Raw genomic sequence first — 23,475 nt, 5'->3', positions numbered from 1 at the left:
CGCGCCGAACGCCCGCCGTCACAGCACGCGCGACGCCCCCACCGGCAGGTCCCACAGCTCGGCCCGCGGCCGGCCCGTCCGCTCCCACGCCGCCCGCACCCGCGTGAGCGGCTCCAGCGGCGGCTCCGCCGACAGCAGGAACGTGCCGAAGTGCATCGGCGCCATCCGCCGCGCGCCGACGTCCGCGCAGGCGCGCACGGCCTGCTCGGGGTCCATGTGCACCGGGCCGAGCATCCAGCGTGGCGCGTACGCGCCGATGGGCAGCAGCGCGAGGGCGATGCCGGGGTGGCGGCGGCCGATCTCCTCGAAGAAGTGGCCGTAGCCGGTGTCGCCCGCGAAGTAGACCCGGCGGCCGGCGCCGTCGGTGAGGACCCAGCCGCCCCAGAGCGAACGGCAGGTGTCGGTCAGCGTGCGCTTGCTCCAGTGGTGCGCCGGTACGAAGTCGAAGCGCACGGGACCGCCGGGCGCGGGCAGCTCCGCGGCCTCCCACCAGTCCAGCTCGGTGACGCGGGTGAAGCCGCGGCGGCGGCACCAGCGGCCGAGCCCGGCGGGGACGAACAGCGGGGTGGTGCGCGGCAGCCGCTTCAGGGTGGGGCGGTCGAGGTGGTCGTAGTGGTTGTGGGAGACGACGACGGCATCGACGGGCGGCAGGTCCTCCCAGCGCACGCCGACGGGGGTCACGCGGGCGGGGGTGCCGAGGATCCGCCGGGACCACAGCGGGTCGGTGAGCACGGTCAGGCCGCCGATGCGCAGCACCCAACTGGCGTGCCCGGCCCAGGTCACGGCGACGGTGTGAGGGCCGGCGGCGGGGGGCGGGCCGGGTTCGAAGGGCAGCTCGGGGATCTCTTCGAGGGCTGCGGGGTCGGGGCGGAACTGGCCGGTGCGGGCCAGCCGGGCGAGCATGCCGATGCCGGGGAGGGGGGCGGTGAGCCGGTCGGTGAAGGACCGCGGCCAGCGGCGGATCTCGCCGAGGGGGCGCGGGTCGGCGGCGGAGCGCTCGGTCGGTGCAGCGGGGCTGGTGGCTCCCGTCTGCTCTGACTGGCCGGTCAACGGCGGGCTCCTGTCAGCTCGGTGATGGCTGATCCGAGGGATCTCAACGCCTCCGCCACCTGCGGCCACTGCGTGGGCTCCGGCGGTTCCTGCGGTTCCGGCGCTTCCGGCGGCCCCGCTCCCGGGGTTTCCGGGGTGGCGGGGGCGACAGCGGAGACGGGAGCGGCAGGGGTCAGGGTGGTCGCGGCGGCGGGCGGGCGGGCGTGGGCGGAGGCCAGGGCGGCGGCGTGCGCGCCGCCGGCGTCGCCGAGGAGCGGACCCGTCGCCACCCGCAGCCGCAGCGCGGTCAGGTCGTCGCCGAAGCGGTGCCCGCCGCCGACCGCCCGGGCGCGGGCACCGGGCCGGCCGGCCGCGGGGCCCAGGGCGCGGACGACGGCGGTCTCCAGGTCCACGGCGTCCACGACGCCGCCGCGGGCGAGGGCCGGGCGCAGGGCTTCGAGGTCCGCGTACACGTGGTAGCCGGCCTGCGGCGGGCGGACCAGCGCGCCCGCGGCGGTCAGCACGTTCCGCACCGCCTCGGTGAGCGCGGCGTGCAGCCGGACGCCCGCGGCCAGCCGGCCGGTGACGGCGGGCGGCTCGGCGAGCGCCGCCGCGGCGGCGGCCTCGACGGGCGGCGGCAGCGGTGGGACGGCGGTGCCGAGCACGGCCAGCGCGGCGTCGTGCAGTGCGGCGCCCGCGCGGGTCGCGGGGAAGCGGGCGACGGCGGCGGGCCAGCCGGGCGGGGTGAGCGTGCCGCCGAGGTCGGCGAGGACGACGACGTCGTCGGGGAGCATCTCGGCGGGGCTGACGAGCACGGTGGCGTGCGGGTCGTGGATCGCGTCGCGGTACGTCTCGTCGCTGACGACGAGCACCCCCTCCCCCGCCGCCGCCTCGCACGCCTCGTGCACCACCTCCGGCGGCGGCACCGTGCCGGTGGGGTCGTCGGCGACGGACAGGACCAGCAGCCGCGGGTCGCCGCCCTCGGCCCGTACCCGGCGCACGGTCTCCAGCAGGGCGATCGGGTCGGGAGCGCCGCCGGACTCCGCGGTGGTGGGCACGCGGTGCACGGCGCGGCCGAGGATCACCGGCTGCGCCTCGTACCAGGACGCCGAGGGCCGGGGCAGCAGCACCTCGCCGCCGGCCGCGGCGACCAGGGCCAGCAGCAGCGCGGGGCCGCCGGGTGCGGCGGCGGTCTGCCCGGGGTCGGTGGCCAGGCCCCGGCGGTGCCAGTAGCCCGCGGCGGCGGCGCGCAACTCCGGCCCGCCGCCGGGCGGTCCCGGGGCGGCGGTGGCGGCGCCGGCGAAGCCGTCGACGAGTTCGGCGGGGGGTGGCAGACCGGCGTCGGGGACGGCCTGCGTCATGCGCCACCTCCCTCCGTGACTCGCCCGTCGGACGTTCACAAGAGTGCGAACCCTCCCACTGTCCCAGATCAGGAGGCCGCCGGGGCGGTGCGGTGCACCTGGTCAGGTGAAGGGGGACGGGAAGGGGGACGGCAGCGGCGGGCGGCGCGTGCGGCGTGCGGGACCGTGCCGCCTACCGCGTCGCAGCGGCGGCCCGATCCGACTCGACGCGCTCACAGACCCGCTCGCAGGTGCGGCTGATCAGCCGGGAGACGTGCATCTGCGAGATTCCCAGGCGGTCGGCGATGCTGCTCTGCGTCATGTCGCAGAAGAACCGCAGATAGAGGATCTCGCGTTCGCGGTCGGGCAGCCGGCGCAGGTGGGGTCGCACGGCCTCGCGGTCCACGGCCTGTTCGAAGCCGGGCTCCGTGCCGCCGACGGTGTCGATGAGCGCGTAGCCGTCCCCGGCGCCGGTGAGGGCGGCGTCGAGGGACAGGGTGGCATAGCTCTCCAGGGCCTCCAGCCCGGTGCGTACCTCGTCCTCGGTCAGCCCGGCGACCTCGGCGATGTCCGCGGTCGGCGGGAACCGGTCGTCGGCCGTGGCGGCCAGCGACATGCTCGCGCTGCGGACGCGGTTGCGCAGCTCCTGGACCCGGCGGGGCACGTGCACGCCCCACATGTGGTCGCGGAAGTGCCGCTTCAGCTCGCCGACGATCGTCGGCACGGCAAAGCTCTCGAAGGCGTTGCCGCGCGCCGGGTCGTAGCGCGCGACGGCCTTCACCAGGCCGAGGTGCGCGACCTGTTCGAGGTCCTCCAGCGCCTCGCCGCGGTTTCTGAACTGACGGGCGAGCCGCTCCGCCATCGGCATCCAGGCGCGTACGACCTCTTGCCTCAGCGCCTTGCTGTCGGGCCCGTCCGGCATTCCGGCGAGCCGGCGGAACTGCGCGGAGGTGTCGGGGGCGTCGTCGTGCGGGTGCCTGTTCCTGTTCCTGTCCCTTGCCCGGACATGCGCCACGGTGGCCTCCCTCGGGCGAATTACGGACGTTCAGTTCTCACGGGAGACAGCGCGCGGCCGGGAACGGCAACGCTCCGGGCCACACGCGGCCGAAGCGCCGGCGGCTGAGAAGCCGACCACTCCCGCGGCGTGCCTCTGGACCGAAGCACGTACGTTCCGCCTTCCCGCCGCCGGACGCTGCAAACAGGGGCGGAACGGGGCGTTTTCCACGATACGCCGACGACGCCCCGCTCACGACCGCTGGCCCGGCGGGCCCTCGGGGTGTGCCCGTGGCACCGTCCGCTAGCCGCGCTCGCGCGCGCCCTCGCGGGTGCGGCCGAGCGCGACGGAGCGCTCGGGGTGCCGGCTCAGGTACTCGCCCTCCAGCTGTGCCATGCGGGTGTTGTGCGCGGCCAGCGCCGCCGCCGAGCCGTGCAGCAGGGTGTCGTGGCGGGTGCGGTGGATGGTCTCCAGCTCCTTGATCAGCTGCTGGTCGCTCAGCTGCGCGGGGGCGATGCCGCCCCGGCGCCGGTCGCTATCGCCCATCTGCGGCTCTCCTTCGCCGGCTGTCTCCGTCTCCAGGATCAGGCAATCCCGACCCGGCTGCTACCCGGGCGACTACCCGGGCGACGCGCGCACAGACAGGGGCCGTGCCTTCGGTGACCGCATTCCGAGACGATACTTCTCGTCATACGAGACCGGAGCTACGCTGCCGCCCATGGCCGTATACACGCACGGACACCACGACTCGGTGCTGCGCTCGCACCGCTGGCGCACGGCCGCCAACTCGGCGGCGTACCTGACCGGCGAACTGCGCCCGGAGATGCACGTCCTCGACCTCGGCTGCGGCCCCGGCACGATCACCGCCGATCTCGCCGACCTCGTGCCGCGGGGCCGGGTGACGGCGGTGGACGCGCAGCCGGGGATCCTTTCGCAGGCGCGCGCGGTGGCGGCGGCGCGGGGCGTGGCGAACGTGGAGTTCGCCGTCGCCGACGCGGAGGCGCTGGACTTCCCGGACGACTCGTTCGACGTGGTCCACGCCCACCAGGTCCTCCAGCACCTCGCGCACCCGGTGCGGGCGCTGGCGGAGATGCGCCGGGTGTGCCGGCCCGGCGGGCTCGTCGCCGCGCGGGACGCGGACTACGCCGCGATGACCTGGTACCCCGACGTGCCCGCCCTCGACGGCTGGCTGGACACCTACCGCCGGGTGGCCCGCGCCTCGGGCGGCGAGCCGGACGCGGGACGGCGGCTGCGGGCGTGGGCCGGCGAGGCGGGGTTCGCGGACGTCACGGCCTCGGCGAGCGCGTGGTGCTTCGCGTCGGCGGAGGAGCGCGCGTGGTGGAGCGAGTCGTGGGCGGACCGTACGACGGCGTCGTCGTACGCCCGCCTCGCGGTGGACGGCGGGCACGCGGACGCGGCGGCGCTGGAGCGGATCGCGGCCGGCTGGCGGGAGTGGGGCGGGGCACCGGGCGCGTGGTTCGCCGTGCTGCACGGCGAGGTGCTCTGCCGGGTGCCGTGAGGCCGCGGCGCCCGCGCGCGGCAGCCGGACCGTCGGCGGCCCCGGCCCTTATCTGCTCCAACGGCCCGGCGTCCCGCGCGCCTTCGCCGCCCCTAGACTCTCCCCATGGAGATCCTCGGCACCTCACTGCGCATCTGCGTGGACGATCTGGAGTCCGCCGTCGCCGCGTACGAGAGGCTGACCGGCGAACAGGCGCAGCGCTTCTCGCACGCGGGCGTCTCCGTCGCCGCGGTCGGCTGCTTCCTGTTGATGTCCGGCCCGCCGCAGACCCTCGACGTGCTGCGCAAGATCACCGCGACGCTGGCGGTCAAGGACGTGACCGAGGCGTACGCGACGCTGCGGTCGGTCGGCGCCGAGATCGTCGCGGGCCCCTCGGAGACCCCGATCGGGCGCAACCTGGTGGCCCGCCACCCCGACGGCAGCATCTTCGAGTACGTCGACCGCCGCCGCTGACGACAGGCCCTAACGTCGGCCGCCCAGGCCGTCGACCATCTCGGCGGTCAGGGCCCAGCGTTCGTGGTCGCGCCAGGCGCCGCCGATGAACAGGTAGTCGGGCGAGAAGCCCTCCAGGCGGAAGCCGGCGCGCTTGGCCAGCGCGATGGAGGCGGCGTTGCCCGGCTGGACGTTGATCTCCAGGCGGTGCAGGCCGAGATCGGTGAAGGCGTGGCGGACGACGAGGTCGATCCCCTCGGACATGTGGCCGCGGCCGGCGTAGGGGACGAAGGCGGCGTAGCCGAGGGCTCCGGAGAGGAAGGCGCGGCGGACGATGGCGTTGATGTTGACGAAGCCGGCGATCGCGCCGGACTCCCGCTCGCAGACGAGGAATCCCTCGGTCTGCGGTTCGGTGAGCCGCTCCAGATAGGCGCGGTAGTCCGCGGGGGTGGCGGGCGGGGCGAGCCACGGGCGGTGGAGCGCGGCGCTGTCGCGGGCGCGGGCGAGGAACTCCTCCTCGTCGGCGGGGCGCGGGAGTCGGATCGCGGTGCGGGCGCCGGCCGCGATGAAGTCGTTCTCGGGCACCGGGTGAGTGTACGCCCCGGCCCCGGGTCAGGGGTTCGGCTGGACGAGCCGCAGCCGGTTGCCGAAGGGGTCGGTCAGCTCCAGGACCGTGCCGATCCCGGCGTCCTCCTCAAGCCCCGGCTTCAGGTACGCGTAGTCCTTGGCCTTGAGCTCCGCGTGCAGTTCGCCCACGCCGTCGACCTCGACGTAGACGGTGCCGCCGGGGCTGGCGTCGCCGTGGTGCTCGCTGAGGTGGAGGGTGAGGCCGCCGCGGGAGACCTGCATGTAGAGCGGGAGGCCGTCGGAGAACCTGTGCTCCCAGTCGACCGTGAAGCCCAGGTAGTCGACGTAGAACTCGCGGGCCTTCGCGATGTCGAAGATGCGGAGGACCGGAACCGTGCGTCTGAAGAGGACAGTCATGTCTCCACTATGCCTCCGCCGCCAGCCGCTCGGCGAGACGGCGCATCTCGTCGCCCACCAGGTAGTGGCCGGGCAGCCCGGGGATCTCGACCGGGCGGCCGGCGGGGCGCCGGGGCGGGTGGCGTATGAGGTGGTCCAGGACGCGGGCGGCCAGCGCGGGGTCGTCGGGAGGGTCGCCGAGGACGTAGTGGTAGGCGTTGGGGCGCCAGTGGGGGTAGCGCTCGGTGAGACCGACGATCACCGCGGGCGGGCGGCGGCGGTACGAGGCGTAGGGCTCGGCGTAGTACGAGGTGCGGCGGCCCTCGGCGACGTTGCACGACTCGCAGAGCAGCCCGCGGACCAGCCCGGAGACGTGGTGGTGGTCGATGACGAGCCGGACCGGACGCAGCCCGCAGACCGCGCACCGGCCGGCCTGCCACCGCCGTATCGCCGCGAGCGCCCCGCCCTGCCCGGCGGCGGGCACGGGGGACGCGGCGGCGGGTGAGCGGGCCGCGCCGCCCGGCTCGTCGGGCGGCGTCCACTCGTGGCAGGCGGGGACCTCGCGGCCCGGCGGTGGCGTGCTGCTCATGCCCCGACGTTACGGCCCGCCACTGACATCGCCACTGCCATCGGCACTGACATCGGCACCGACCTCGGCCGCCGCCCGCGGCCCCTCCGCCCGCAGCAGCGCGACGAGTTCGTCCACGTGTTCCCGGCGGGTGAGGAACCCGTTGACGTTGATCCGCAGCGCCCGCCGCCCGTCCAGCACCGTGGTAGCCACCCACGCCCGCCCGCCGCGCTCGACGCGCTGCTGGAGCGCACGCTGCACCGCGTCCCGCGTCCCCGCCGGCGCCCGGCGTACCGCCGCGGGCAGGTAGCGCACGCAGCACACCGCGGTCTGCACGTCGCCGACCGGCTCGAAGCCGTCGGCGGCGGCCAGCTCCGCGGCGAGGTGCCGGGTGAGGTCCACCTGCCGTTCGACGATGCGCCGGTAGCCGTCGCGGCCGAGGCCGGCGAGCGCGGCCCACAGCTTGAGCGCGTTGGCGCGCCGGGTGCCGAGCTGCCCGAGCCGGAAGAAGTCGGGCGGGCCGTCGTCCGGGGCGCCGTCCGCCGGCGGCCGTTCCGCGCCCCGCCGGTCGTCCAGGTACGCCGGGTCGGTGTCGAACGCGTCCCGCAGCACCCGCGCACCGCCGCGGGCCAGCAGCGCGCCGCAGGAGAACGGCACGAACATCCACTTGTGCGGGTCCAGCGTCGCCGAGTCCGCCCGCGCCACGCCCCGCAGCAGCCCGCGGTGCTCCGGGGAGAACGCCAGCGCCCCGCCGTACGCCGCGTCGACGTGGAACCACAGCCCGTACTCCGCGGCCACCTCGGCGAGTTCGGCCAGCGGGTCGACGGCCCCGGTGGACGTGGTGCCCGCGACGCCGACGACGCAGGCCGGCCGCAGCCCCGCGGCGAGGTCCCGCTCGACGGCGGCGCGCAGCTCGCCGACGCGGACGCGGAAACGCGCGTCGGTGTCGACACGGCGCAGGTTCGCCCGGCCGATCCCGAGCATGTCCACGCCCTTGACCAGCGAGAAGTGGGCCTGTTCCGAGGCGTACACGCGCAACTGCGCCCCGCCGAGCCCTGCGGTGGCGGCGGACCCGGCCGCCGCGTCCCGGGCGCACTTCAGCCCGATGAGGTTCGCCTCCGACCCACCGCTGGTGAGCGTGCCGAACGCGCCGTCGCCGTAGCCGAGCAGGTCACACAGCCAGCGCAGCACGCGCTCCTCCAGCGCGGTCGCGGTCGGCGACTGCCGCCAGGCCGCGGCGTTCTGGTTGAGCGCGGAGCACAGCGCGTCGGTCCAGACGGCCACCGGCAGCGGCGCCGGGTTGAACAACCCGAAGTAGCGCGGGCTGGAGATGTGCGTGGCGTCGGCGACGACGTCGCGGGCGAGCGCGTCGAGCAGCTCCACCGGGTCCGCCCCCCGGTCGGGCAGCGGCCCGGCGAAGCGCTCGCGCAGCTCGGCCGCGGTGGCGCCGGAGCAGACGGGGAGGCCGTCGAGCGCGGCGGCGTAGTCGGCGACCAGCCGCGTCGCGGCGGCGCCGAGGCGCCGGTGTTCGGCGGCGAGCGCCGCCGCGGTGAGGTCGTCGTCGTGCATCGGTGCGTACCCGTTCATGGGCCGATCTTCACAAGCGGGCCCGGCGGCAGGGAAGGGGCGACTTTCCGATGGCCGGACATAGGGTTTTCCTATGGCTGTGTCGTTGGAGGATCTGCGGGTGTTCCGGTCGGTGGCCGCGGCCGGCAGCTTCGGCCGGGGCGCGGCGGGGCTGCGGCTGAGCCAGCCGGCCGTCAGCGAGCGGATGGCCCGGCTCGAACGCGATCTCGGCCGTTTGCTGTTCGTGCGCGGCGGCCGGGGCGTGCGGCTCACCGCGGCCGGCGAGCGGCTGCTGCCGTACGCCGAACGCTGCCTCGCGCTCGCCGAGGAGGCGGTCGCGGTGGTACGGGCCGAGCGCGGCCGGCCGCGGGTGCGGGTCGCCCTGCATGCCACGTTCGCGCCGAGCGTGGTGCCACGGGTGCTCGACGCGCTCGCGCCGCTGGACGTGGAGGTCGCGTGCACCGACGCGCACAGCGAGGAGGTGGTGCGCGGCCTGGACGACCACACCGTCGACGTCGGGTTCGTGGTGCCCGGCCCGTACCCGCACACGCTGACCGTGGAGCCGTTCCTGACCGACCCGGTGGTCTGCGTCGCCCGCCCGGGGCACGCGCTGGACGGCGGCGGCCCGCTGCGGATCCGGGACCTCGCGGCGCACCCGGTGGCCTGTACGACGTGGGGCGACGGCGCGGCGCGCTTCCTCGACCTGCTGCGCGCGGCGCCCGTGCCGTCCACCCGGCTGTACCCCGTCTCGCCCGCCGAGACGGTGGCGAGCCTGGCCCGCCGCGGGAGCCACGTCGGGGTGCTGACCCGCTCGACGGTCGGCCCGGACCTTTCCGCCGGCGCACTCGTCGAACTGCCCGTCGCCGACCTGCCGCGCTGGGAGCTGACCCTCGCTCTGGCCCACCGTTCGCAGGACGCCGCCACCGCCCCCGTACGGGCACTCCGCGCGGCCCTGCTCGGCGCCGGCCACGAGCCGTGGGCCCGGCATGGGCGCGCGACCGAGGCGGTGCCCGGCGGCGGGGACGCTCAGACGGACGTCACTCGCCGGTGACGCCGTCGGCCAACTCCCGGACGATGTCGAGATGGCCGGCGTGGCGCGCGTACTCCTGAAGCACGTGGAAGAGGATCAGCGCCAGCGACGGCGCCTCGGCGGCGGTCGCGAAGCGCCCGCCCACGGCGGCCGTGCGGTCCAGCGGGACGCCGGCGACGATCTCCCGGGAGCCGGCGCACGCCGCGCGGAACGCCTCCTTCAGCTCCTCGGTGGTGACGTCGGCCGGGACCGTCCAGCGGTCGTCCGGGTCGCGGTCGCCCCACGGGTCCGGCAGCGGCCGGGCGGCGAAGCCCCACGCGAACCAGCGCCGCTCCACCCACGTCAGGTGGACCAGCAGCTCCAGCGGCGTCCAGCCGGAGGCCACCCGGCTGGAGCGCAGCTCCTCCTCGGCGAGGCCGTCCAGCTTGCGCAGCACCTCGGCCCGGTAGTGGTCGAGGTACGTGTCCAGCAGTTCGCGCGGGTCCGTACGGGAGCCGGGCGCGGGTTCGTCGATCGGCATCCGCGACCGGCCGGGCGGCCGCGGCGCGGCTCGCGCGGCGCCGCGGGCGGGTCGTCTCATGCGAGCCCCGGGGTGTCGAAGGTGAGGGTGCCGGCGTCCGCGTCGAGGACGGCGGGGACGCCGAGCGGCACGGTGAGGGCGGGGACGCCGTGGCCGAAGTCCAGGCCCTCCAGCACCGGCACGCCGAGATCGCCGAGCCGGTCGGCGAGCACGGCGCGGACGTCGTCGTACGGGCCGCAGTCCGCCCAGGTGCCGCAGACGACGCCGGCGACGCCGGTCAGCCAGCCGGTGCGGCGGAGCTGGGTGAGGATGCGGTCCAGGCGGTAGTCCTCCTCCTCGGTGTCCTCGATGAGCAGGATGCCGCCGGCGGCGCCGGTGCGGGCGCCGGGGGTGCCGAGGCCGGCGGCCAGCAGGCTGACGCAGCCGCCGAGGGTCACGCCGCGGGCGCGGCCGGGGACGAGGGCGCGGGCGCCAGGGCTGGTCAGGCGCTGCACGGAGGCCGGCTCGAAGAGGGTGCGGCGCAGGTGCTCGCGGGTGGCGTCGTCCGCGGCGAACGGGACCCAGGCGGGCATCGGGGCGTGCAGGGTGACCACGCCGAGGTGGGTGGCGACGGCCTCGTGCAGGGCGGTGGCGTCGCTGAAGCCGACGTAGACCTTCGGTCCGGCGGTGCGCAGGGCGGTCCAGTCGACGTGGTCGAGCATGCGGTGGGCACCGTAGCCGCCCCGGCCGGAGAAGACGGCGGCGACCTCCGGGTCGCACCACGCGCGCTCGAAGTCGCGGGCGCGGGCGGCGTCGTCGGCGGCGAGGTAGGACAGCCGGTCGTGTTCGCCGTAGGCGGTGGGGTGGACGACGACGTCGAGGCCCCAGCCGCGCAGCACCTCGACGCCGGCGTCCAGCTCCTTGCGCGGGAACCCGCTGCTGGGTGCGACCACCGCGACCCGGTCGCCGGGGCGCAGGCGGCGGGGGCGGACGAGCGCGACGGCGGACCCGGCAGCCGGGGCGGAGGAAGCGGGGACGGCAGCAGCGGCGGCGGGGACGGCGGTACCGGCGGGGAGTACGGGCGCGCCCAGGTCGACGGCGGGCACGTCCGGCGCCGCGAAGCCGAACGTCTGCGCGTACAGCGACAGCTCGGCCTCCAGCGCCCGGATCATCGTGTCGGCCCGCCGGAAGCCGTGGCCCTCGCCCTCGAAGGTGAGGTACGCGTGCGGCACGCCCCGGCCGGCGACCGCGTCCAGGAACCGTTCGCACTGCACCGGCGGGCAGATCACGTCGTCGAGCCCCTGCAGCAGCAGGAACGGCGCGGTGATCCGGTCGGCGCGGTGGACCGGGGAGCGTTCGCGGTACCGCCCGGGCACCTCGGCGAACGGGCCGACCAGCGACTCCAGGTAGCGCGACTCGAAGTCGTGGGTCTCGTCCGTGGCCCAGCCGGCCAGGTCGAGGATGGGATAGGTGATCGTGCCGCACGCGTACAGCCCCTCGGCGAGCGGCGAGGTGAGGGACGCGGCGGTCGTCCAGCCGCCCGCGCTGCCGCCGCGGATCGCCAGCCGGGCGGGGTCGGCGGTACCTTCGCCGGCGAGCGCGCGGGCGACGGCGGCACAGTCCTCGACGTCGACGACGCCCCACTGCTCACGCAGCCGCTCGCGGTAGGCGCGGCCGTAGCCGGTGGAGCCGCCGTAGTTGACCTCGGCGACGCCGATGCCGCGGGAGGTGAAGTAGGCGATCTCCAGGTCGAGTACGAGCGGTACGTGCCCGGTGGGGCCGCCGTGCGCCCAGATCACGTACGGCGGGAGCTCGCCCTCGGGACCGGTGAACTCCGGGTGCCGCGGCGGGTAGACGTGGGCGTGCACCTCGCGTCCTTCGGGTCCGGCGAAGGTGCGGGAGACGGGCCGCGGCAGGAGGGCCGGGTCGACGGCGTCCGAATGGGCGTTGCCGGCGACCCGGGCGTAGCCGGTGGCGGTGTCCAGCTCGACGACCTCGTACCCGGTGGCGGGGCTCGCGGCCAGGCCGAAGACCCGGTCGCCGGCGACCGCGAGGGCCGCGGCCCAGTTCGACCAGGGGCCCGGCACGTCGGCCAGGTCGCCGGTGGCGGGGTCGAGGACCCCGAGGCGGGTGCCGCCGGTGCCGTGCAGGGTGGCGACGAGGCCGCTGCCGAGGACGGCGAACCAGCGCAGCCCGACCTTCCACAGGGCGTCGGCGAACTCCTCGGGCAGCGGGCAGAGCGGGCTCGTCACGGCGGTGGCGGGGTCGACCCGGTGCAGGTTCCACCAGCCGCTGCGGTCGGTGGCGGCCACGAGCGTGCCGTCCGGCAGCCACTCGGCCTGCGCCACGGACTCCGCCTCGGGGCCGGTCTGGGCGCCGAGCACCGTCGTGACCCCGGCCAGCCGGCCGTCGCCGGTGACGTCGCCGACGCGCAACTCCGTGCCGTCCCAGGGCATCTGCGGGTGGTCCCAGGCGATCCAGGCGGCCTGCCGGCCGTCCGGGGAGAGGCGCGGGCCGGTGACGAAGCGGTGCCGGTCGTCGGTCAGCTCGCGGACGGCGGCGCGGTCGGCGGACGCCGAGCCGTCGAGCGGCACGGCGGCGAGCGCGCGGCGTACGTCGGTGGGGGCCGGGCCGGTGAACTCCTCCAGCACGCACCACACTTCGCCGCGCTCGGGCAGCACGACGGGGTCGCACCAGCGCAGCCCGCCGCCGGGCGTGGAGACGGGCGTGAGCGGGCGCGGCGCGGCGCCCCGGTCGGGCTCGTACGCGTACAGCCGCTGGTCGGCGAAGTGGGTGAAGACGATCAGCGGGCCGCCGGTGGCGCGCGGCCCGCCCGCCCAGGGCCGGCCGCCGTACTCGATGACCCTGTTGCGCACGTTCCACGGCGGCGGCAGCACCGACTCCTCGGTGCCGTCCGGGCGCAGCCGCACCAGCGCCCGGCGGCCCCCCTCCCGCGGTCGCGGGGCGGTCCACCACACCTCGTCGCCGACGGTGTCCAGATACTCCGGGCGGCCGTCGTGGGTCGCGGCGAGGGCGGCGGTGAGGGGGGAGGTCCAGGTGCCGTACGGTGCGGTGGTCACGGGCGGCGTCGTCTCTTTCCGCTGGTGGTCGCGGCGCCGGTGCGCTCACCGGCGCGCTCGCTGGTCGTTGCTTGCTTCCCGCGCGGTTTCGGGGGCGGTGTGCCGTCAGGCCGATCTGAGGAAGTCGTCCAGCACGCGCACGCCGAAGTGCAGCGCCTCCACCGGCACACGCTCGTCCACGCCGTGGAACAGCGCCTGGTAGTCGAAGCCGGCGGGGAGCTTCAGCGGCGAGAAGCCGTAGCCGACGACGCCGAGGCGGGAGAACTGCTTGGCGTCGGTGCCGCCGGACATGCAGTACGGCACGACGTGCGCGTCGGGGTCGAAGCGCTGCAGGGAGGAGCGCATGGCGGCGTAGAGGGGCGCGTCGACGGGGGCGGTCAGCGGCACCTCGCGGTGGCTGAACTCCCAGTCGACGTGCGGTCCGGTCAGCTCGTCGAGCGTGCGGGCGAACTCCTCCTCGCCGCCGGCCACCATCCGGCCGTCGACCTGGGCGGTGGCGCTGCCCGGGATGACGTTCACCTTGTAGCCGGCGGCCAGGACGGTGGGGTTGGTGCTGTTGCGCACGGTGGGGGCGATGAGGGCGGCGGCGGGGCCGAGCTTGGCGAGCAGCGCGTCCACGTCGAAGCCGGGTTCGTCGAGTTCCTCAGGGGTGACCTCGACCCCGTACACCGCGGCGGTCCCGATCAGCGCCGCGCGGACCGTCGGGGTGAGCCGGACGGGCCACCGGTGCTCGCCGATCCGGCCGACGGCGGCGGCCAGGCGGGAGACGGCGTTGTCGGCGTTGACCTTCGAGCCGTGGCCGGCGCGGCCACGGGCGGTCAGCCGCAGCCAGGCCGTGCCGCGCTCGCCGGCCGCGACCGGGTACAGGCGGAGGCCGTCGCCGGCGTGGAAGGTGAAGGCCCCGGACTCGCTGATGCCCTCGGTGCAGCCGTCGAAGAGCGGGCCGTGCTCCTCGGCGAGGTAGCCGGAGCCGTACTCGGCGCTGGCCTCCTCGTCGGCGGTGAAGGCGAGGACGATGTCGCGGCGGGGGCGGACGCCGGCGCGCGCCCAGGCCCGTACGACCGCGAGGACCATCGCGTCCATGTTCTTCATGTCGATGGCGCCGCGGCCCCAGACCACGCCGTCGCGCACCTCGCCGGAGAACGGGTGCACGGTCCAGTCGGCGGGCTCGGCGGGCACCACGTCGAGGTGGCCGTGGACGAGGAGGGCGTCGGCGCCGCGGTCGGTGCCCTCGATGCGGGCCACCACGTTCGTCCGGTCGGGGGCCTTCTCCAACAGGGTGGGCTCGATGCCGGCGTCGGCGAGGCGCTCCGCGACGTACTCCGCGGCCTGGCGCTCGACGCCGTCGCCGCCGCCGTGGTTCGTGGTGTCGACGCGGATCAGGTCGGAGGTGAAGCGCACCACCTCGTCCAGCGCCGCGTCGTCGGGGCCCGGGGCGGGCGCGGACGGGGCGTGCGGGGCCGGGGCGTGCGGGGTCGGGCCGGGTGCGGTCGGGTCAGCCATACTGCTCCTCCACGGCGGCCGAGACGAGCGTGGTGACCGCCTTGAAGCAGCGGATGCCGTCGTACATGGTCTCCGTCGTATACGCCACGCGCCGCTCGCCGGTCGGCGCCACGCCCGGCACGACCGTGGCCGCGCCCGCCAGGTGCTCCGCGTCGAACTCCAGCTCCACCGTGAACGGCCCGCCGCGCACCGGCTCCGTCCGCACCGCGAGCGCGGCGGCCTCGGTGGCCGCCGCCCGGATGTCGGCCGCGGTACGGGCCGGGGTGCGGCACACCGCGGCGTACCGCGAGACGTAGTCCTTGACGGCGACGCCGGGGGCCGTGGGCGCGTACCCCTTGGCGTCCTCGACGGTCTTGTCGTCGCCGGTGACGAGCACGACGGGGACCCCGAACTCGGCGACGACGTGCGCGTTGAGCAGGCCCTCGCTGGCCCGCGCACCGTTGAGCCAGACGCCGGTGATCGAGTTCGCCAGGTAGGTGTGCGCGAGGACCCCTTCGGTGCCCGCACCCGTGTGGTACCCCACGAAGGCGATGCCGTCGACGTCGCCGCGCTGCACGCCCTCGACCATGGACAGCGACTTGTGCCGCCCGGTGAGCAGCTGGGCGCGGTCGTCGAGCCGCTCCAGCAGCAGATTGCGCATCGTCCAGTGCGCCTCGTTGACCAGCACCTCGTCGGCGCCGCCGGCGAAGAAGCCCTCGATGGCGGCGTTGACGTCGGACGTGAACATGGGCCGGCAGCGCTCCCACTGCGGGCCGCCGGGAAGCACGTCGGCGGGCCATGTGACGCCGGTGGCCCCCTCCATGTCGGCGCTGATCAAGACCTTCATGACGAGCCACGGTACGCGGTCGGACGAAGCGGTGAAACCCCTGTGGATACGTACAGAGGTCCAGACCACGTCAACTGCCCTGGAACACCCTGCGACCAGCCACTTCGAGGTCGGTTCGGGCCCTCAGCCGTCCGGTGTACGCGCGGTTGCGAGCGACGGCGCCGCGCCCGCGGCGAGCACCCGCCGGCCGGTCCCGCGCCGACCGGGCGGGGTCTAGTCGCCGTGCCCCAGCTGGAGGTCCCGCTCCGTGCGCCCGCCGCCCTCGACGCGCAGCACCGTGGCCACCGGCGGGTACCCGGCGGCGATGACGGTGTACTCGCCGGCGGACAGGTCGACGAAGCGGAACGCGCCGTCCGGGCCCGTGGTGCCGGTGTCGACGACGTTGCCGGCCGCGTCCAGCAGCGTGACCCTGGCGTCCTCCACCGGCCGGCCGCCGTACGCCCGTACCGTGCCGCGCAGCATCGCCCCGCCGGCCAGCTCGACGTCCTGCCGGGTCTCGCGCGCCGCCTGCACGGAGACCGGCAGCGCGGCGGGCCGGAAGCCGGGGGCGGTGGCCGCGAGGGTGTACTCGCCGGAGACCAGCTCGCCGATGGCGTACGCGCCGTCGTGGCCGCTGCGCGCGGAGGCGACGACCTCCCCGCGCGCGTCGGTGAGCGTCACGACGACGTTCCCCAGCGGCGTCCCGTCGGCCGCCGCGACGGTGCCGCAGATGCGGCCGGCGCCGCCGAGCACGAGGTCCAGCTCGACCGGCCGGTCCCCGACGGTGACGGTGACGGCCTGCGGCTGGTGCCCGCCGGCCGCGGCCACCAGGACGTACGAGCCGGAGCCCGGCGTGGGCAGCACGTACCGCCCGTCCTCGCGGCTGGCGTCGCGCCCCACCTGGCGGCCCGCGCCGTCGATGAGCGTGAGCGCCGCGCGCGGCACGGTGGTGCCGTCCTGGTGCTGCACGCTGCCGCACACGGGCACGCCGGCGCCGGCGCCCGTGAGTGTGCCGGCGCGGGCCGCGGGCACCGCGGAGTCGACCGTCGGATACTCGTCCGCGACGGGGCCCGGCCCCGGGAGGTTCTGGGACACCAGTGGTCTCTCCTTCAGCAGGAAGGCGAACAGAAGACCGAGAAGGAGCACGGGCACCAGGTAGAGGAAGATGCCCGGCATGGCCTCGGCGTAGGCGCGGATGTAGCCGTCGCGCAACTCGGCGTCGAGCGCGTGGACGGCCTCCGGGGTGATCGACTCCGGGTCCAGCAGCGTTTCGCCGGCGGGCGGCGAGGGAAGGGTGCCGGCCAGTTCTCGGGCGAGCCGGTCGAAGAAGACGGTGCCGAAGACGGCCGCGCCGACCGAACCGCCGATCTGCCGGAAGTAGTTGTGCGCGCTGGTGGCGATGCCCAGGTCGGTGGGGCGTACGGCGTTCTGCACGGCGAGGATGAGCACCGGCAGGACGAGGCCGAGGCCGACGCCGAGGACGGCCATCCAGATGCTGTACGAAAGCTGCCCGGTGTCCTCGTCCAGGCGGGAGAGCAGCCACATGCCGACGGCGCCGAGGGCGCAGCCGAGCACCGGGTAGGGGCGGTAGCGGCCGGTGCGGGTGATGAGCAGGCCGGCGACGATGGAGGCGACGACGGTGCCGATCATCAGCGGCAGCATCAGCAGTCCGGACTCGGTGGCGCTGGCGCCGTCGACCATCTGCAGGAAGGTCGGCAGGTAGCTGGCCGCGGCGAACATCGCCGCCCCGGTCACCACCCCGACCAGGGAGGTGACGTTGAAGATGCTGTCGCGGAAGAGCCGCAGCGGCATGACGGGTTCGACGGCGAAGTGTTCCACGACGAGCAGCAGTACGGTGGCGCCGACGGCGCCCGCGCCCAGGCCGAGGATGACGTCGGAGGTCCAGGCGTGCTCCACGCCGCCCCAACTGGTCAGCAGCACCAGGCAGGTGGAGGCGGCGGCGAGGAACAGCGCGCCGAGGACGTCGAGACGGGACCGGGCGGTGGGCTTGGGCAGCTTCAGCACCAGGCCGGTCACCAGCAGGGTGACCAGACCGAAGGGCACGTTGAAGTAGAAGCACCAGCGCCAGGACAGCTCGTCGGTGAAGAACCCGCCGAGCAGCGGTCCGGCGACCGAGGCCAGGCCGAAGGCGCCGCCGATCAGGCCCATGTAGCGGCCGCGTTCACGCGCCGGGACGATGTCGGCGATGATCGCCTGCACGCCGATGATGAGGCCGCCGGCGCCCATGCCCTGGATCGCGCGGAACGCGATCAGCTGGTCCATGCTGCGTGCGGCGCCGGCCAGCGCGGAGCCGATGACGAACACGACGATGGCGAACTGGAAGACGCCCTTGCGGCCGAAGAGGTCGCCGAGCTTGCCGTAGATCGGCAGCCCGATGGTGGCGGTGAGCAGGTAGGCGGTGATCGCCCAGGACATCCGGTCCAGGCCGTGCAGTTCGCCGACGATCTTCGGCAGGGCGGTGGCGATGATCATCTGCTCCAGCGCGGCGAGGAGCAGCGCGAGCATCAGAGCCGGGAAGACCAGCCGTACGCGCCGAGGACTGAGCGCACCGCCGTCGCCGTCGCCGTCGGCCGTGCCGGGCCCGGCCGGCGGCCCGGCCTTGCCGGTGCGTCCCGCCTTTCCGGTACGTCCCACCTTTCCGGTACGTACCGACGGCTGCGCCGGTCCCGCTGCCGGGCCGGCCGCGGGCACGGTGACCGGCTCGTCGTTCACCAGGGTCGTCCCCACCTGCCAGCTCCCCATCGTCCGCCTGCGCCGGACCATTTCTCGCACCGCACCAGATCCCGGGGCAAACGCGATCACACCCCCCGTACGGCCGCGAAGCGGCGCGCCAACTCGGTTGCCCAGGGCGTCCATCGGGCCGCTCATCAGCGGCTTTCGCGGCGGACGGGCGGAGCCGGGGCGCGGGAGGAACGTAAAGACGGTGGGAGAAAACCACCCGAAGCAGCGAACCGCGCGGCAAGCGCGTCCCACGCGGCACCGTTCGGCATCACTCGATCGGGGGACTCGACGAGAAGGGAACGTGTGTTCTATTCTCGGCGACAGATCAACGGGAGGTACCGATGCGCTGGGAGAACCTGACCGACGAGGCCGCCGACGGCGGCGCGGGCCCGGGGGGCGTGCCGCCCGCCCTCTTCGGCACGGCCGCCGTCGTCACCCGCACGTTCGACACCCCGGAGTTCCAGGGCATCACGTTCCACGAGGTGCGGGCGCGCTCCATCGTCAACAAGGTGCCGGGGGCGTCGCGGATGGCCTTCGACTGGACGGTGAACCCCTACCGGGGCTGCAGTCACGCCTGCGTCTACTGCTTCGCGAGAAAGACCCACGATTACCTGGACCTCGACACCGGCCGCGGCTTCGACTCGCAGATCGTGGTGAAGGTCAACGCCCCGGAGCTGCTGCGGCGCGAGCTGGCGAGCCGCCGGTGGCGCGGCGAGCACATCGCCATGGGCACGAACGTGGACTGCTACCAGCGGGCCGAGGGGCGCTACCGGCTGATGCCCGGCATCCTCGCCGCCCTGCGGGACTTCGCCAACCCGTACTCGATCCTCACCAAGGGCACACTCATCCTCCGCGACCTGCCGCTGCTGAAGCAGTCGGCCGAGGTCACGAACGTCGGCGTCGCGGTCTCCGTGGGCTTCCTCGACGACGAGTTGTGGCGGACCGTCGAGCCGGGCACGCCGGCGCCGCACCGCCGGCTCGACGTGGTCCGCACCCTGGCGGAGCACGGCATCGGCTGCGGGGTGCTGATGGCGCCGGTGATCCCGTTCCTCAGCGACTCACCTGAGCAACTGCGCGCCACGGTACGGGCGGTGGCGCTGGCGGGCGCGACGTCCGTGACGCCGCTCGTGCTGCACCTGCGGCCGGGCGCGCGGGAGTGGTTCATGGCCTGGCTGGAGCGGCACCACCCGCACCTGGTCCGCCGGTACCGCACGATGTACGCGGGCGGGTCGTACGCGCCCAAGTGGTACCAGCGCCAGATCACCCGCCAGGTGCACGAGTACGCGACGGAGCTGGGTATAGGTCCGTCGGCGCCCGGCGTCGCGCGCCGCATCGAGCCCGCGGAGGAGCCCGGAGCGCAGCCGGACGGCCCGGAGAACACGCAGCTGACCCTGCTCTGACGCCGGTTCACGGCCGTACGCCCCGGGCGCCCGCCCGTACCGCCGCGCCCGCGGCTCGCGCCGCTCCCCGGGTCCGCCGCCTCACTGCGACGGGGTGCGCGGGCCGATGCGGGTGATGGCCGCCGTGGCCGCGCGCCACAGCTGCGGGAAGCCGAGCGCCTCGGAGAGCGCCGGGATCGCGCCCGGGTCGCCCAGCTCACCCAGCCCCTCCACGCAGGCGGTGGCGATCGGCCAGTGGTGCTGCGGCTCGCGCACCAGCCGCTGCAGGGTGCTGATCAGCGCCGGCGCCGACTCCGGCGCGCGCAGCCGGACGAGCAGCCGGATGGCGTGCAGCGCGTACGCGGTGCGCAGCGGGTTCGTCGCCAGCGCCGCCGCCGCCCGCGCGGTGCGCGGGTCGCCGAGCCGGGCCAGCGCGCACGCCGCGCTCTCCGCCCGTACCGGATCGCGGTAATTGAGCAGCAGCACCAGCGTCTCGAACGCCCGCCGGTCCCCCGCGGTACCCAGCGCGAAGGCCGCCAGCTCCCGGGCCCACAGCGGCTCCCCGGGCAGCTCCAGCACCCGCGCCAGCTCGTCGTGGGCGGTGGTCGTCCGCTGTCGCGCGAGCGCGGTCATGCGGTCGAACCGCGCCCGCGCCGGCGGGTCCTCCAGCCTGCCGCGGATCCGTTCGGTGAGCGCCAGATACTCCTGGTCCATGCCTCGCCCCCTGCCCTCGCCGGCACCCAGAGTAGTGTCCCGTCACCGGTCGGTGAGGGCCTCGTCGATCGGGGTTCACTCCATGTGTGCCCCGGCTGGTAGGTACATTCCCCGAATCTCCCCCTGGCGCCCATGGTTACTCGCGAGTTAAGCTCGGCGAACGAGCAGCACACCCTGCTCGGGCGGTCTGGTGACGCAGCCGCCGAGAGCTGAAGTCGGTTCGGCAACTGACAGCACGCGCGACGGGCGCCCCGGTGTCCGTGGCGAGGACGCCCGGCCCCGGGACAGGGCCGGCCGCGCGCCCCGCCGCCGCGCGGTTCCCGCCGTGGGCCGCCGTGCCCCGGTCCCGCCGCCGTGCGCGGCCCCCGCCGCCGTACGCGGCCCGGCCCGACCCTCATCTCCCGCGTCACGACTGGAGTCCCGCGATGGACCGCAGCCATGTCCCCGAGTCCCCCGAGTCCCCCTCGATCCCCTTCCCCACCGTGGCCGTCGTCGGCCTCGGCACGATGGGCACCGGCCTGTGCGAGGTGCTGGCGCGCGCCGGCCGCGAGGTCGTCGGCATCGACGTCAGCGAGGCCGCCGCCACCGGCTGCGTCGCCGCGCTGGAGCGCGCCACCGACCGCGCCGTCGCCCGCGGCCGGCTCACCGAGGGCGACCGCGCCGGCGTGCTGGCCCGGCTGCGCACCTTCCCCGACCTGCGCGCCGCCGCCGACGCGGATCTGGTGATCGAGGTGGTGCCCGAGTCGTACGAGATCAAGCAGCAGGTCATCGCCGGACTCGACCGCGTCGTCCGCCCCGGCGCGGTCATCGCCACCGGCACCAACGCGCTGTCCGTCACCCGGCTCGCCGCCTCCTCCGCCCGTCCCGAGCGCGTCCTCGGCCTGCACTTCTTCACCCCGGTACAGGCGATGCGGCTGGTGGAGGTGGTCTCCTCGGTCCTCACCGAGCCGTCCGCGGTGGAGCAGGTCAACGCGCTGGTGCGGGAGCTGGGCAAGGAGCCCGTCGCGGTGGGCGATCGGCCCGGGTTCATCGCCGACGGGCTGCTTTTCGGGTATCTCAACCAGGCGGCGGCGATGTACGAGTCCCGGTACGCCACCCGCGAGGACATCGACGCGGCGATGAAGCTCGGCTGCGGCCTGCCGATGGGCCCGCTGGAGCTGCTCGACCTCATCGGCGTCGACACCGCCCGTACGGTGCTGGAGGCCATGTACGCCGCGTCGCAGGACCGGCTGCACGCCCCCGCGCCCGTCCTCGGCCAGCTCACCGCCGCGGGGCTGACCGGCCGCAAGGCGGGCCGCGGCTTCTACGCGTACGACGCCCCCGGCAGCGGCACCGTCGTGCCGGACGCCTCTCCTCCCGCCGCCGGCTCCCCCGCCGCCGGTGCGGCGTGGGCGGCGCCGCCGCGGCCGGTCGAGGCGGTCGGCGTCGCCGGCTCCGGCACGATGGCGAGCGGCATCGCGGAGGTGTTCGCGAAGGCGGGGTACGAGGTCGTGCTCGCCGCCCGCGGCGCGGCGAAGGCGGAGGCGGCGAAGGCCCGTATCGCCGCGTCGCTGCGCCGCGCCGCCGACAGGGGCCGCCTCTCCCCCGCGGACCGCGACGCCGCGCTGGCCCGGATCTCCCCCGCCGGCGCCCTCGACGCGCTGGCCGGCGCCGACCTGGTCGTGGAGGCCGTCGCCGAGGACCTGGCGGTCAAGCGGGGGCTGTTCGCCGCCCTGGACAAGGTGGCTAGGCCCGGCGCGGTGCTGGCCACCACCACCTCCTCGCTGCCCGTCATCGCCTGCGCCACCGCGACCGCGCGCCCCGAGGACGTGATCGGCATGCACTTCTTCAACCCGGCGCAGGTGATGAAGCTCGTCGAGGTGGTGCGCACGGTCCGTACCGCGGACGACGCCCACGCCACCGTCCGCAAGGTCTGCGTCCGGCTGCGCAAGCACGCGGTGGACTGCGGCGACCGGGCCGGCTTCATCGTCAACGCGCTGCTGTTCCCGTACCTGAACAACGCGGTGAAGATGGCCCAGGAGCACTACGCCTCCCTCGACGACATCGACGCCGCGATGAAGCTCGGCGGCGGCTACCCCATGGGCCCGTTCGAACTGCTGGACGTCGTCGGCCTGGACGTCTCGCTGGCTATCGAGCGCGTGCTGCACCGCGAGTTCCGCGATCCGGGCCTGGCTCCGGCGCCGCTGCTGGAGCACCTGGTCGCCGCGGGCTGCCTCGGCGTGAAGACGGGCCGCGGTTTCCGCGAGTACGCCACCGCCCGGCGCTGAGCGCGCCGGCCGCCCCCGCCCCGGCGGCCCCGCCCGCGGCTTGGCGGCCGAAGGGGGCCCGCGCATGGAGTACGTTCCTTACATGTCCCAGCCAGCGAAGCCCAGCCGTTCGAACTCCAGCAGCCAGCGCCTGAAGATGCGCCGCGACATCGCGGCCGCCGCGATGGAGCTGTTCGCGACCAAGGGCTACGAGGCGACGACAGTCGACGAGATCGCCGCCGCCGCGGGCGTCGCCCGCCGCACCTTCTTCCGCCACTTCCGCTCCAAGGAGGAGGCGATCTTCCCGGACCACGACGACACCCTGGAGCGGGTGAAGGCCGTCCTGGACGCCGCGCCGCCGCACGAGTACCCGCTGGACACCGTGTGCCGGGGCATCCGGGAGGTCATGCGGATGTACGCCGCGCAGCCCGCGGTCTCCGTCGAGCGCTACCGGCTGACCCGGGAGGTGCCGACGCTGCGCGAGCGCGAGATCGCCTCGGTCTCCCGCTACGAGCGGCTCTTCACCCGCTATCTGCTGGGCCACTTCGACGAGGGCGCGCACCAGGACGGCGACGACGGCCCGCTGCTCGCGGAGGTCGCGGCCTCGGCCGTGGTCACCGCCCACAACCACGTGCTGCGCCGCTGGCTGCGCGGGGGCGCGGAGGGCGACGTGGAGGGTCAGCTCGACCGGGCCTTCGCGGTGGTACGGACCCGGTTCGCCGGCGTCGGACTGCCGCACGGACCGACGGGGCCGGGCGCCGCGGAGGCAGCTGCGGCGGGCACGCCCGCGGTCCTCACGGCCGGCGGCGAGGGCTCGGACGTACTCGTTGCGGTCGCCCGCACGGACGCGCCGCTGAGCGAGGTCATGCGCACTATCGAGAAGGCGCTGAAGAAGGGCTGACCAGGCGTTTCACCCGCACCACGGGCTCCCCGGCCGCTCCCGGCCGGGGAGCCTACGTGTGGCCGTTCGCGTAGCTAAACACGCTCATCCGTGCACCGGTGGCGACATCTGAGGGAATTTGTTGGCACCGAGTGTCTTGCGGCCTGGCACGCCGTGCCATACGGT

20 protein-coding genes are annotated in these 23,475 nt (G+C 75.3%); 6 read left to right on the top strand and 14 right to left on the bottom strand.

Going from position 1 to position 23,475, the window contains the following annotated elements:
• Positions 1-18: 18 nt before the first annotated feature.
• The 4 genes from T328_RS02485 to T328_RS02470 form a co-directional block, all read right to left on the bottom strand.
• Positions 19-1,050: an MBL fold metallo-hydrolase gene (locus T328_RS02485; protein ID WP_496494120.1), complete on the bottom strand. Its 1,032-nt coding sequence runs from the start codon at positions 1,048-1,050 to the stop codon at positions 19-21.
• Complete coding sequence (locus T328_RS02480; protein ID WP_496494119.1) at positions 1,047-2,390, bottom strand: aminotransferase class I/II-fold pyridoxal phosphate-dependent enzyme; 1,344 nt, start codon at positions 2,388-2,390, stop codon at positions 1,047-1,049. Before T328_RS02480 ends, T328_RS02485 begins: the two co-directional genes overlap by 4 nt.
• 172 nt (positions 2,391-2,562) lie before the next feature.
• Entirely contained in the window at positions 2,563-3,384 is an 822-nt protein-coding gene (locus T328_RS02475) for a SigB/SigF/SigG family RNA polymerase sigma factor (RefSeq protein WP_496494118.1), read from the bottom strand.
• A 282-nt stretch (positions 3,385-3,666) separates the two neighbouring features.
• The gene (locus tag T328_RS02470) at positions 3,667-3,909 is read right to left on the bottom strand and encodes a DUF6158 family protein (protein ID WP_496494117.1); all 243 of its coding nucleotides are present in this window, start codon (positions 3,907-3,909) and stop codon (positions 3,667-3,669) included.
• A gap of 172 nt (positions 3,910-4,081) precedes the next feature.
• Here T328_RS02470 and T328_RS02465 point away from each other — a divergent pair, with 172 nt between their 5' ends.
• Both T328_RS02465 and T328_RS02460 read left to right on the top strand, forming a co-directional pair.
• Positions 4,082-4,882 carry a methyltransferase domain-containing protein gene (locus tag T328_RS02465; RefSeq protein WP_496494116.1) on the top strand — a complete coding sequence of 267 codons (801 nt, stop codon included), beginning with the start codon at positions 4,082-4,084 and terminating at the stop codon, positions 4,880-4,882.
• Positions 4,883-4,987: 105 nt separating this feature from the next.
• Positions 4,988-5,335 carry a VOC family protein gene (locus T328_RS02460; protein WP_496494115.1) on the top strand — a complete coding sequence of 116 codons (348 nt, stop codon included), beginning with the start codon at positions 4,988-4,990 and terminating at the stop codon, positions 5,333-5,335.
• 9 nt (positions 5,336-5,344) lie between these two features.
• Here the strand turns inward: T328_RS02460 and T328_RS02455 are convergent, their stop codons facing one another.
• From T328_RS02455 to T328_RS02440, 4 genes are read right to left on the bottom strand one after another with little or no spacing between them, the layout of a single operon-like run.
• Complete coding sequence (locus tag T328_RS02455) at positions 5,345-5,899, bottom strand: GNAT family N-acetyltransferase (protein ID WP_496494114.1); 555 nt, start codon at positions 5,897-5,899, stop codon at positions 5,345-5,347.
• A 27-nt stretch (positions 5,900-5,926) separates the two neighbouring features.
• A complete protein-coding gene (locus T328_RS02450; RefSeq protein WP_496494113.1) occupies positions 5,927-6,298 on the bottom strand; it encodes a glyoxalase superfamily protein in 372 nt (123 codons plus the stop codon).
• 7 nt (positions 6,299-6,305) lie between these two features.
• Entirely contained in the window at positions 6,306-6,866 is a 561-nt protein-coding gene (locus T328_RS02445) for an endonuclease domain-containing protein (RefSeq protein ID WP_496494112.1), read from the bottom strand.
• A 9-nt stretch (positions 6,867-6,875) separates the two neighbouring features.
• Positions 6,876-8,432 (bottom strand): pyridoxal phosphate-dependent decarboxylase family protein, encoded by a 1,557-nt coding sequence (locus tag T328_RS02440; protein WP_496494111.1) that lies wholly within the window; start codon positions 8,430-8,432, stop codon positions 6,876-6,878.
• Between the two features lie 73 nt (positions 8,433-8,505).
• Here T328_RS02440 and T328_RS02435 point away from each other — a divergent pair, with 73 nt between their 5' ends.
• Positions 8,506-9,462, top strand: a complete 957-nt coding sequence (locus T328_RS02435; protein WP_496494110.1) for a LysR family transcriptional regulator — start codon at positions 8,506-8,508, stop codon at positions 9,460-9,462.
• Here T328_RS02435 and T328_RS02430 read toward each other — a convergent pair.
• The 5 genes from T328_RS02430 to T328_RS02410 all read right to left on the bottom strand — a co-directional run bounded on the left by T328_RS02430 (position 9,449) and on the right by T328_RS02410 (position 18,076).
• On the bottom strand, positions 9,449-9,961 hold the full coding sequence (locus T328_RS02430; RefSeq protein ID WP_496494310.1) for a DinB family protein: 513 nt from the start codon (positions 9,959-9,961) through the stop codon (positions 9,449-9,451). The two genes, T328_RS02435 and T328_RS02430, sit on opposite strands and share 14 nt — an antisense overlap.
• A gap of 56 nt (positions 9,962-10,017) precedes the next feature.
• Positions 10,018-13,020 (bottom strand): prolyl oligopeptidase family serine peptidase, encoded by a 3,003-nt coding sequence (locus T328_RS02425; RefSeq protein WP_496494109.1) that lies wholly within the window; start codon positions 13,018-13,020, stop codon positions 10,018-10,020.
• Positions 13,021-13,125: 105 nt separating this feature from the next.
• Positions 13,126-14,523: a M20/M25/M40 family metallo-hydrolase gene (locus T328_RS02420; protein WP_496494108.1), complete on the bottom strand. Its 1,398-nt coding sequence runs from the start codon at positions 14,521-14,523 to the stop codon at positions 13,126-13,128.
• The gene (locus T328_RS02415) at positions 14,516-15,349 is read right to left on the bottom strand and encodes a M55 family metallopeptidase (protein WP_496494107.1); all 834 of its coding nucleotides are present in this window, start codon (positions 15,347-15,349) and stop codon (positions 14,516-14,518) included. The genes T328_RS02420 and T328_RS02415 overlap by 8 nt, the downstream gene beginning before the upstream one ends.
• 213 nt (positions 15,350-15,562) lie before the next feature.
• Positions 15,563-18,076: an MFS transporter gene (locus tag T328_RS02410; protein ID WP_496494106.1), complete on the bottom strand. Its 2,514-nt coding sequence runs from the start codon at positions 18,074-18,076 to the stop codon at positions 15,563-15,565.
• A gap of 335 nt (positions 18,077-18,411) precedes the next feature.
• On the opposite strand from T328_RS02410, the gene T328_RS02405 reads away from it, so the two are divergent.
• Positions 18,412-19,470, top strand: a complete 1,059-nt coding sequence (locus T328_RS02405; RefSeq protein ID WP_496494105.1) for an Rv2578c family radical SAM protein — start codon at positions 18,412-18,414, stop codon at positions 19,468-19,470.
• Positions 19,471-19,551: 81 nt separating this feature from the next.
• Here the strand turns inward: T328_RS02405 and T328_RS02400 are convergent, their stop codons facing one another.
• The gene (locus tag T328_RS02400) at positions 19,552-20,163 is read right to left on the bottom strand and encodes a HEAT repeat domain-containing protein (protein WP_496494104.1); all 612 of its coding nucleotides are present in this window, start codon (positions 20,161-20,163) and stop codon (positions 19,552-19,554) included.
• A 425-nt stretch (positions 20,164-20,588) separates the two neighbouring features.
• Here T328_RS02400 and T328_RS02395 point away from each other — a divergent pair, with 425 nt between their 5' ends.
• Positions 20,589-22,430 carry a 3-hydroxyacyl-CoA dehydrogenase family protein gene (locus tag T328_RS02395; protein WP_496494103.1) on the top strand — a complete coding sequence of 614 codons (1,842 nt, stop codon included), beginning with the start codon at positions 20,589-20,591 and terminating at the stop codon, positions 22,428-22,430.
• Between the two features lie 82 nt (positions 22,431-22,512).
• Positions 22,513-23,310: a TetR family transcriptional regulator gene (locus T328_RS02390; protein ID WP_496494102.1), complete on the top strand. Its 798-nt coding sequence runs from the start codon at positions 22,513-22,515 to the stop codon at positions 23,308-23,310.
• Positions 23,311-23,475 lie beyond the last annotated feature (165 nt).

It is taken from the genome of Streptomyces sp. CNX435 (assembly GCF_059570575.1).
This window is presented reverse-complemented; position numbering and strand designations above follow the sequence as displayed.

Coding starts and splice junctions, on each gene's coding strand:
- T328_RS02480 (WP_496494119.1), bottom strand. CDS start 2,390: ATGACGCAGGCCGTCCCCGACGCCGGTCTGCCACCCCCCGCCGAACTC.
- T328_RS02470 (WP_496494117.1), bottom strand. CDS start 3,909: ATGGGCGATAGCGACCGGCGCCGGGGCGGCATCGCCCCCGCGCAGCTG.
- T328_RS02465 (WP_496494116.1), top strand. CDS start 4,082: ATGGCCGTATACACGCACGGACACCACGACTCGGTGCTGCGCTCGCAC.
- T328_RS02460 (WP_496494115.1), top strand. CDS start 4,988: ATGGAGATCCTCGGCACCTCACTGCGCATCTGCGTGGACGATCTGGAG.
- T328_RS02450 (WP_496494113.1), bottom strand. CDS start 6,298: ATGACTGTCCTCTTCAGACGCACGGTTCCGGTCCTCCGCATCTTCGAC.
- T328_RS02445 (WP_496494112.1), bottom strand. CDS start 6,866: ATGAGCAGCACGCCACCGCCGGGCCGCGAGGTCCCCGCCTGCCACGAG.
- T328_RS02440 (WP_496494111.1), bottom strand. CDS start 8,432: ATGAACGGGTACGCACCGATGCACGACGACGACCTCACCGCGGCGGCG.
- T328_RS02435 (WP_496494110.1), top strand. CDS start 8,506: ATGGCTGTGTCGTTGGAGGATCTGCGGGTGTTCCGGTCGGTGGCCGCG.
- T328_RS02430 (WP_496494310.1), bottom strand. CDS start 9,961: ATGCCGATCGACGAACCCGCGCCCGGCTCCCGTACGGACCCGCGCGAA.
- T328_RS02420 (WP_496494108.1), bottom strand. CDS start 14,523: ATGGCTGACCCGACCGCACCCGGCCCGACCCCGCACGCCCCGGCCCCG.
- T328_RS02415 (WP_496494107.1), bottom strand. CDS start 15,349: ATGAAGGTCTTGATCAGCGCCGACATGGAGGGGGCCACCGGCGTCACA.
- T328_RS02405 (WP_496494105.1), top strand. CDS start 18,412: ATGCGCTGGGAGAACCTGACCGACGAGGCCGCCGACGGCGGCGCGGGC.
- T328_RS02400 (WP_496494104.1), bottom strand. CDS start 20,163: ATGGACCAGGAGTATCTGGCGCTCACCGAACGGATCCGCGGCAGGCTG.
- T328_RS02395 (WP_496494103.1), top strand. CDS start 20,589: ATGGACCGCAGCCATGTCCCCGAGTCCCCCGAGTCCCCCTCGATCCCC.
- T328_RS02390 (WP_496494102.1), top strand. CDS start 22,513: ATGTCCCAGCCAGCGAAGCCCAGCCGTTCGAACTCCAGCAGCCAGCGC.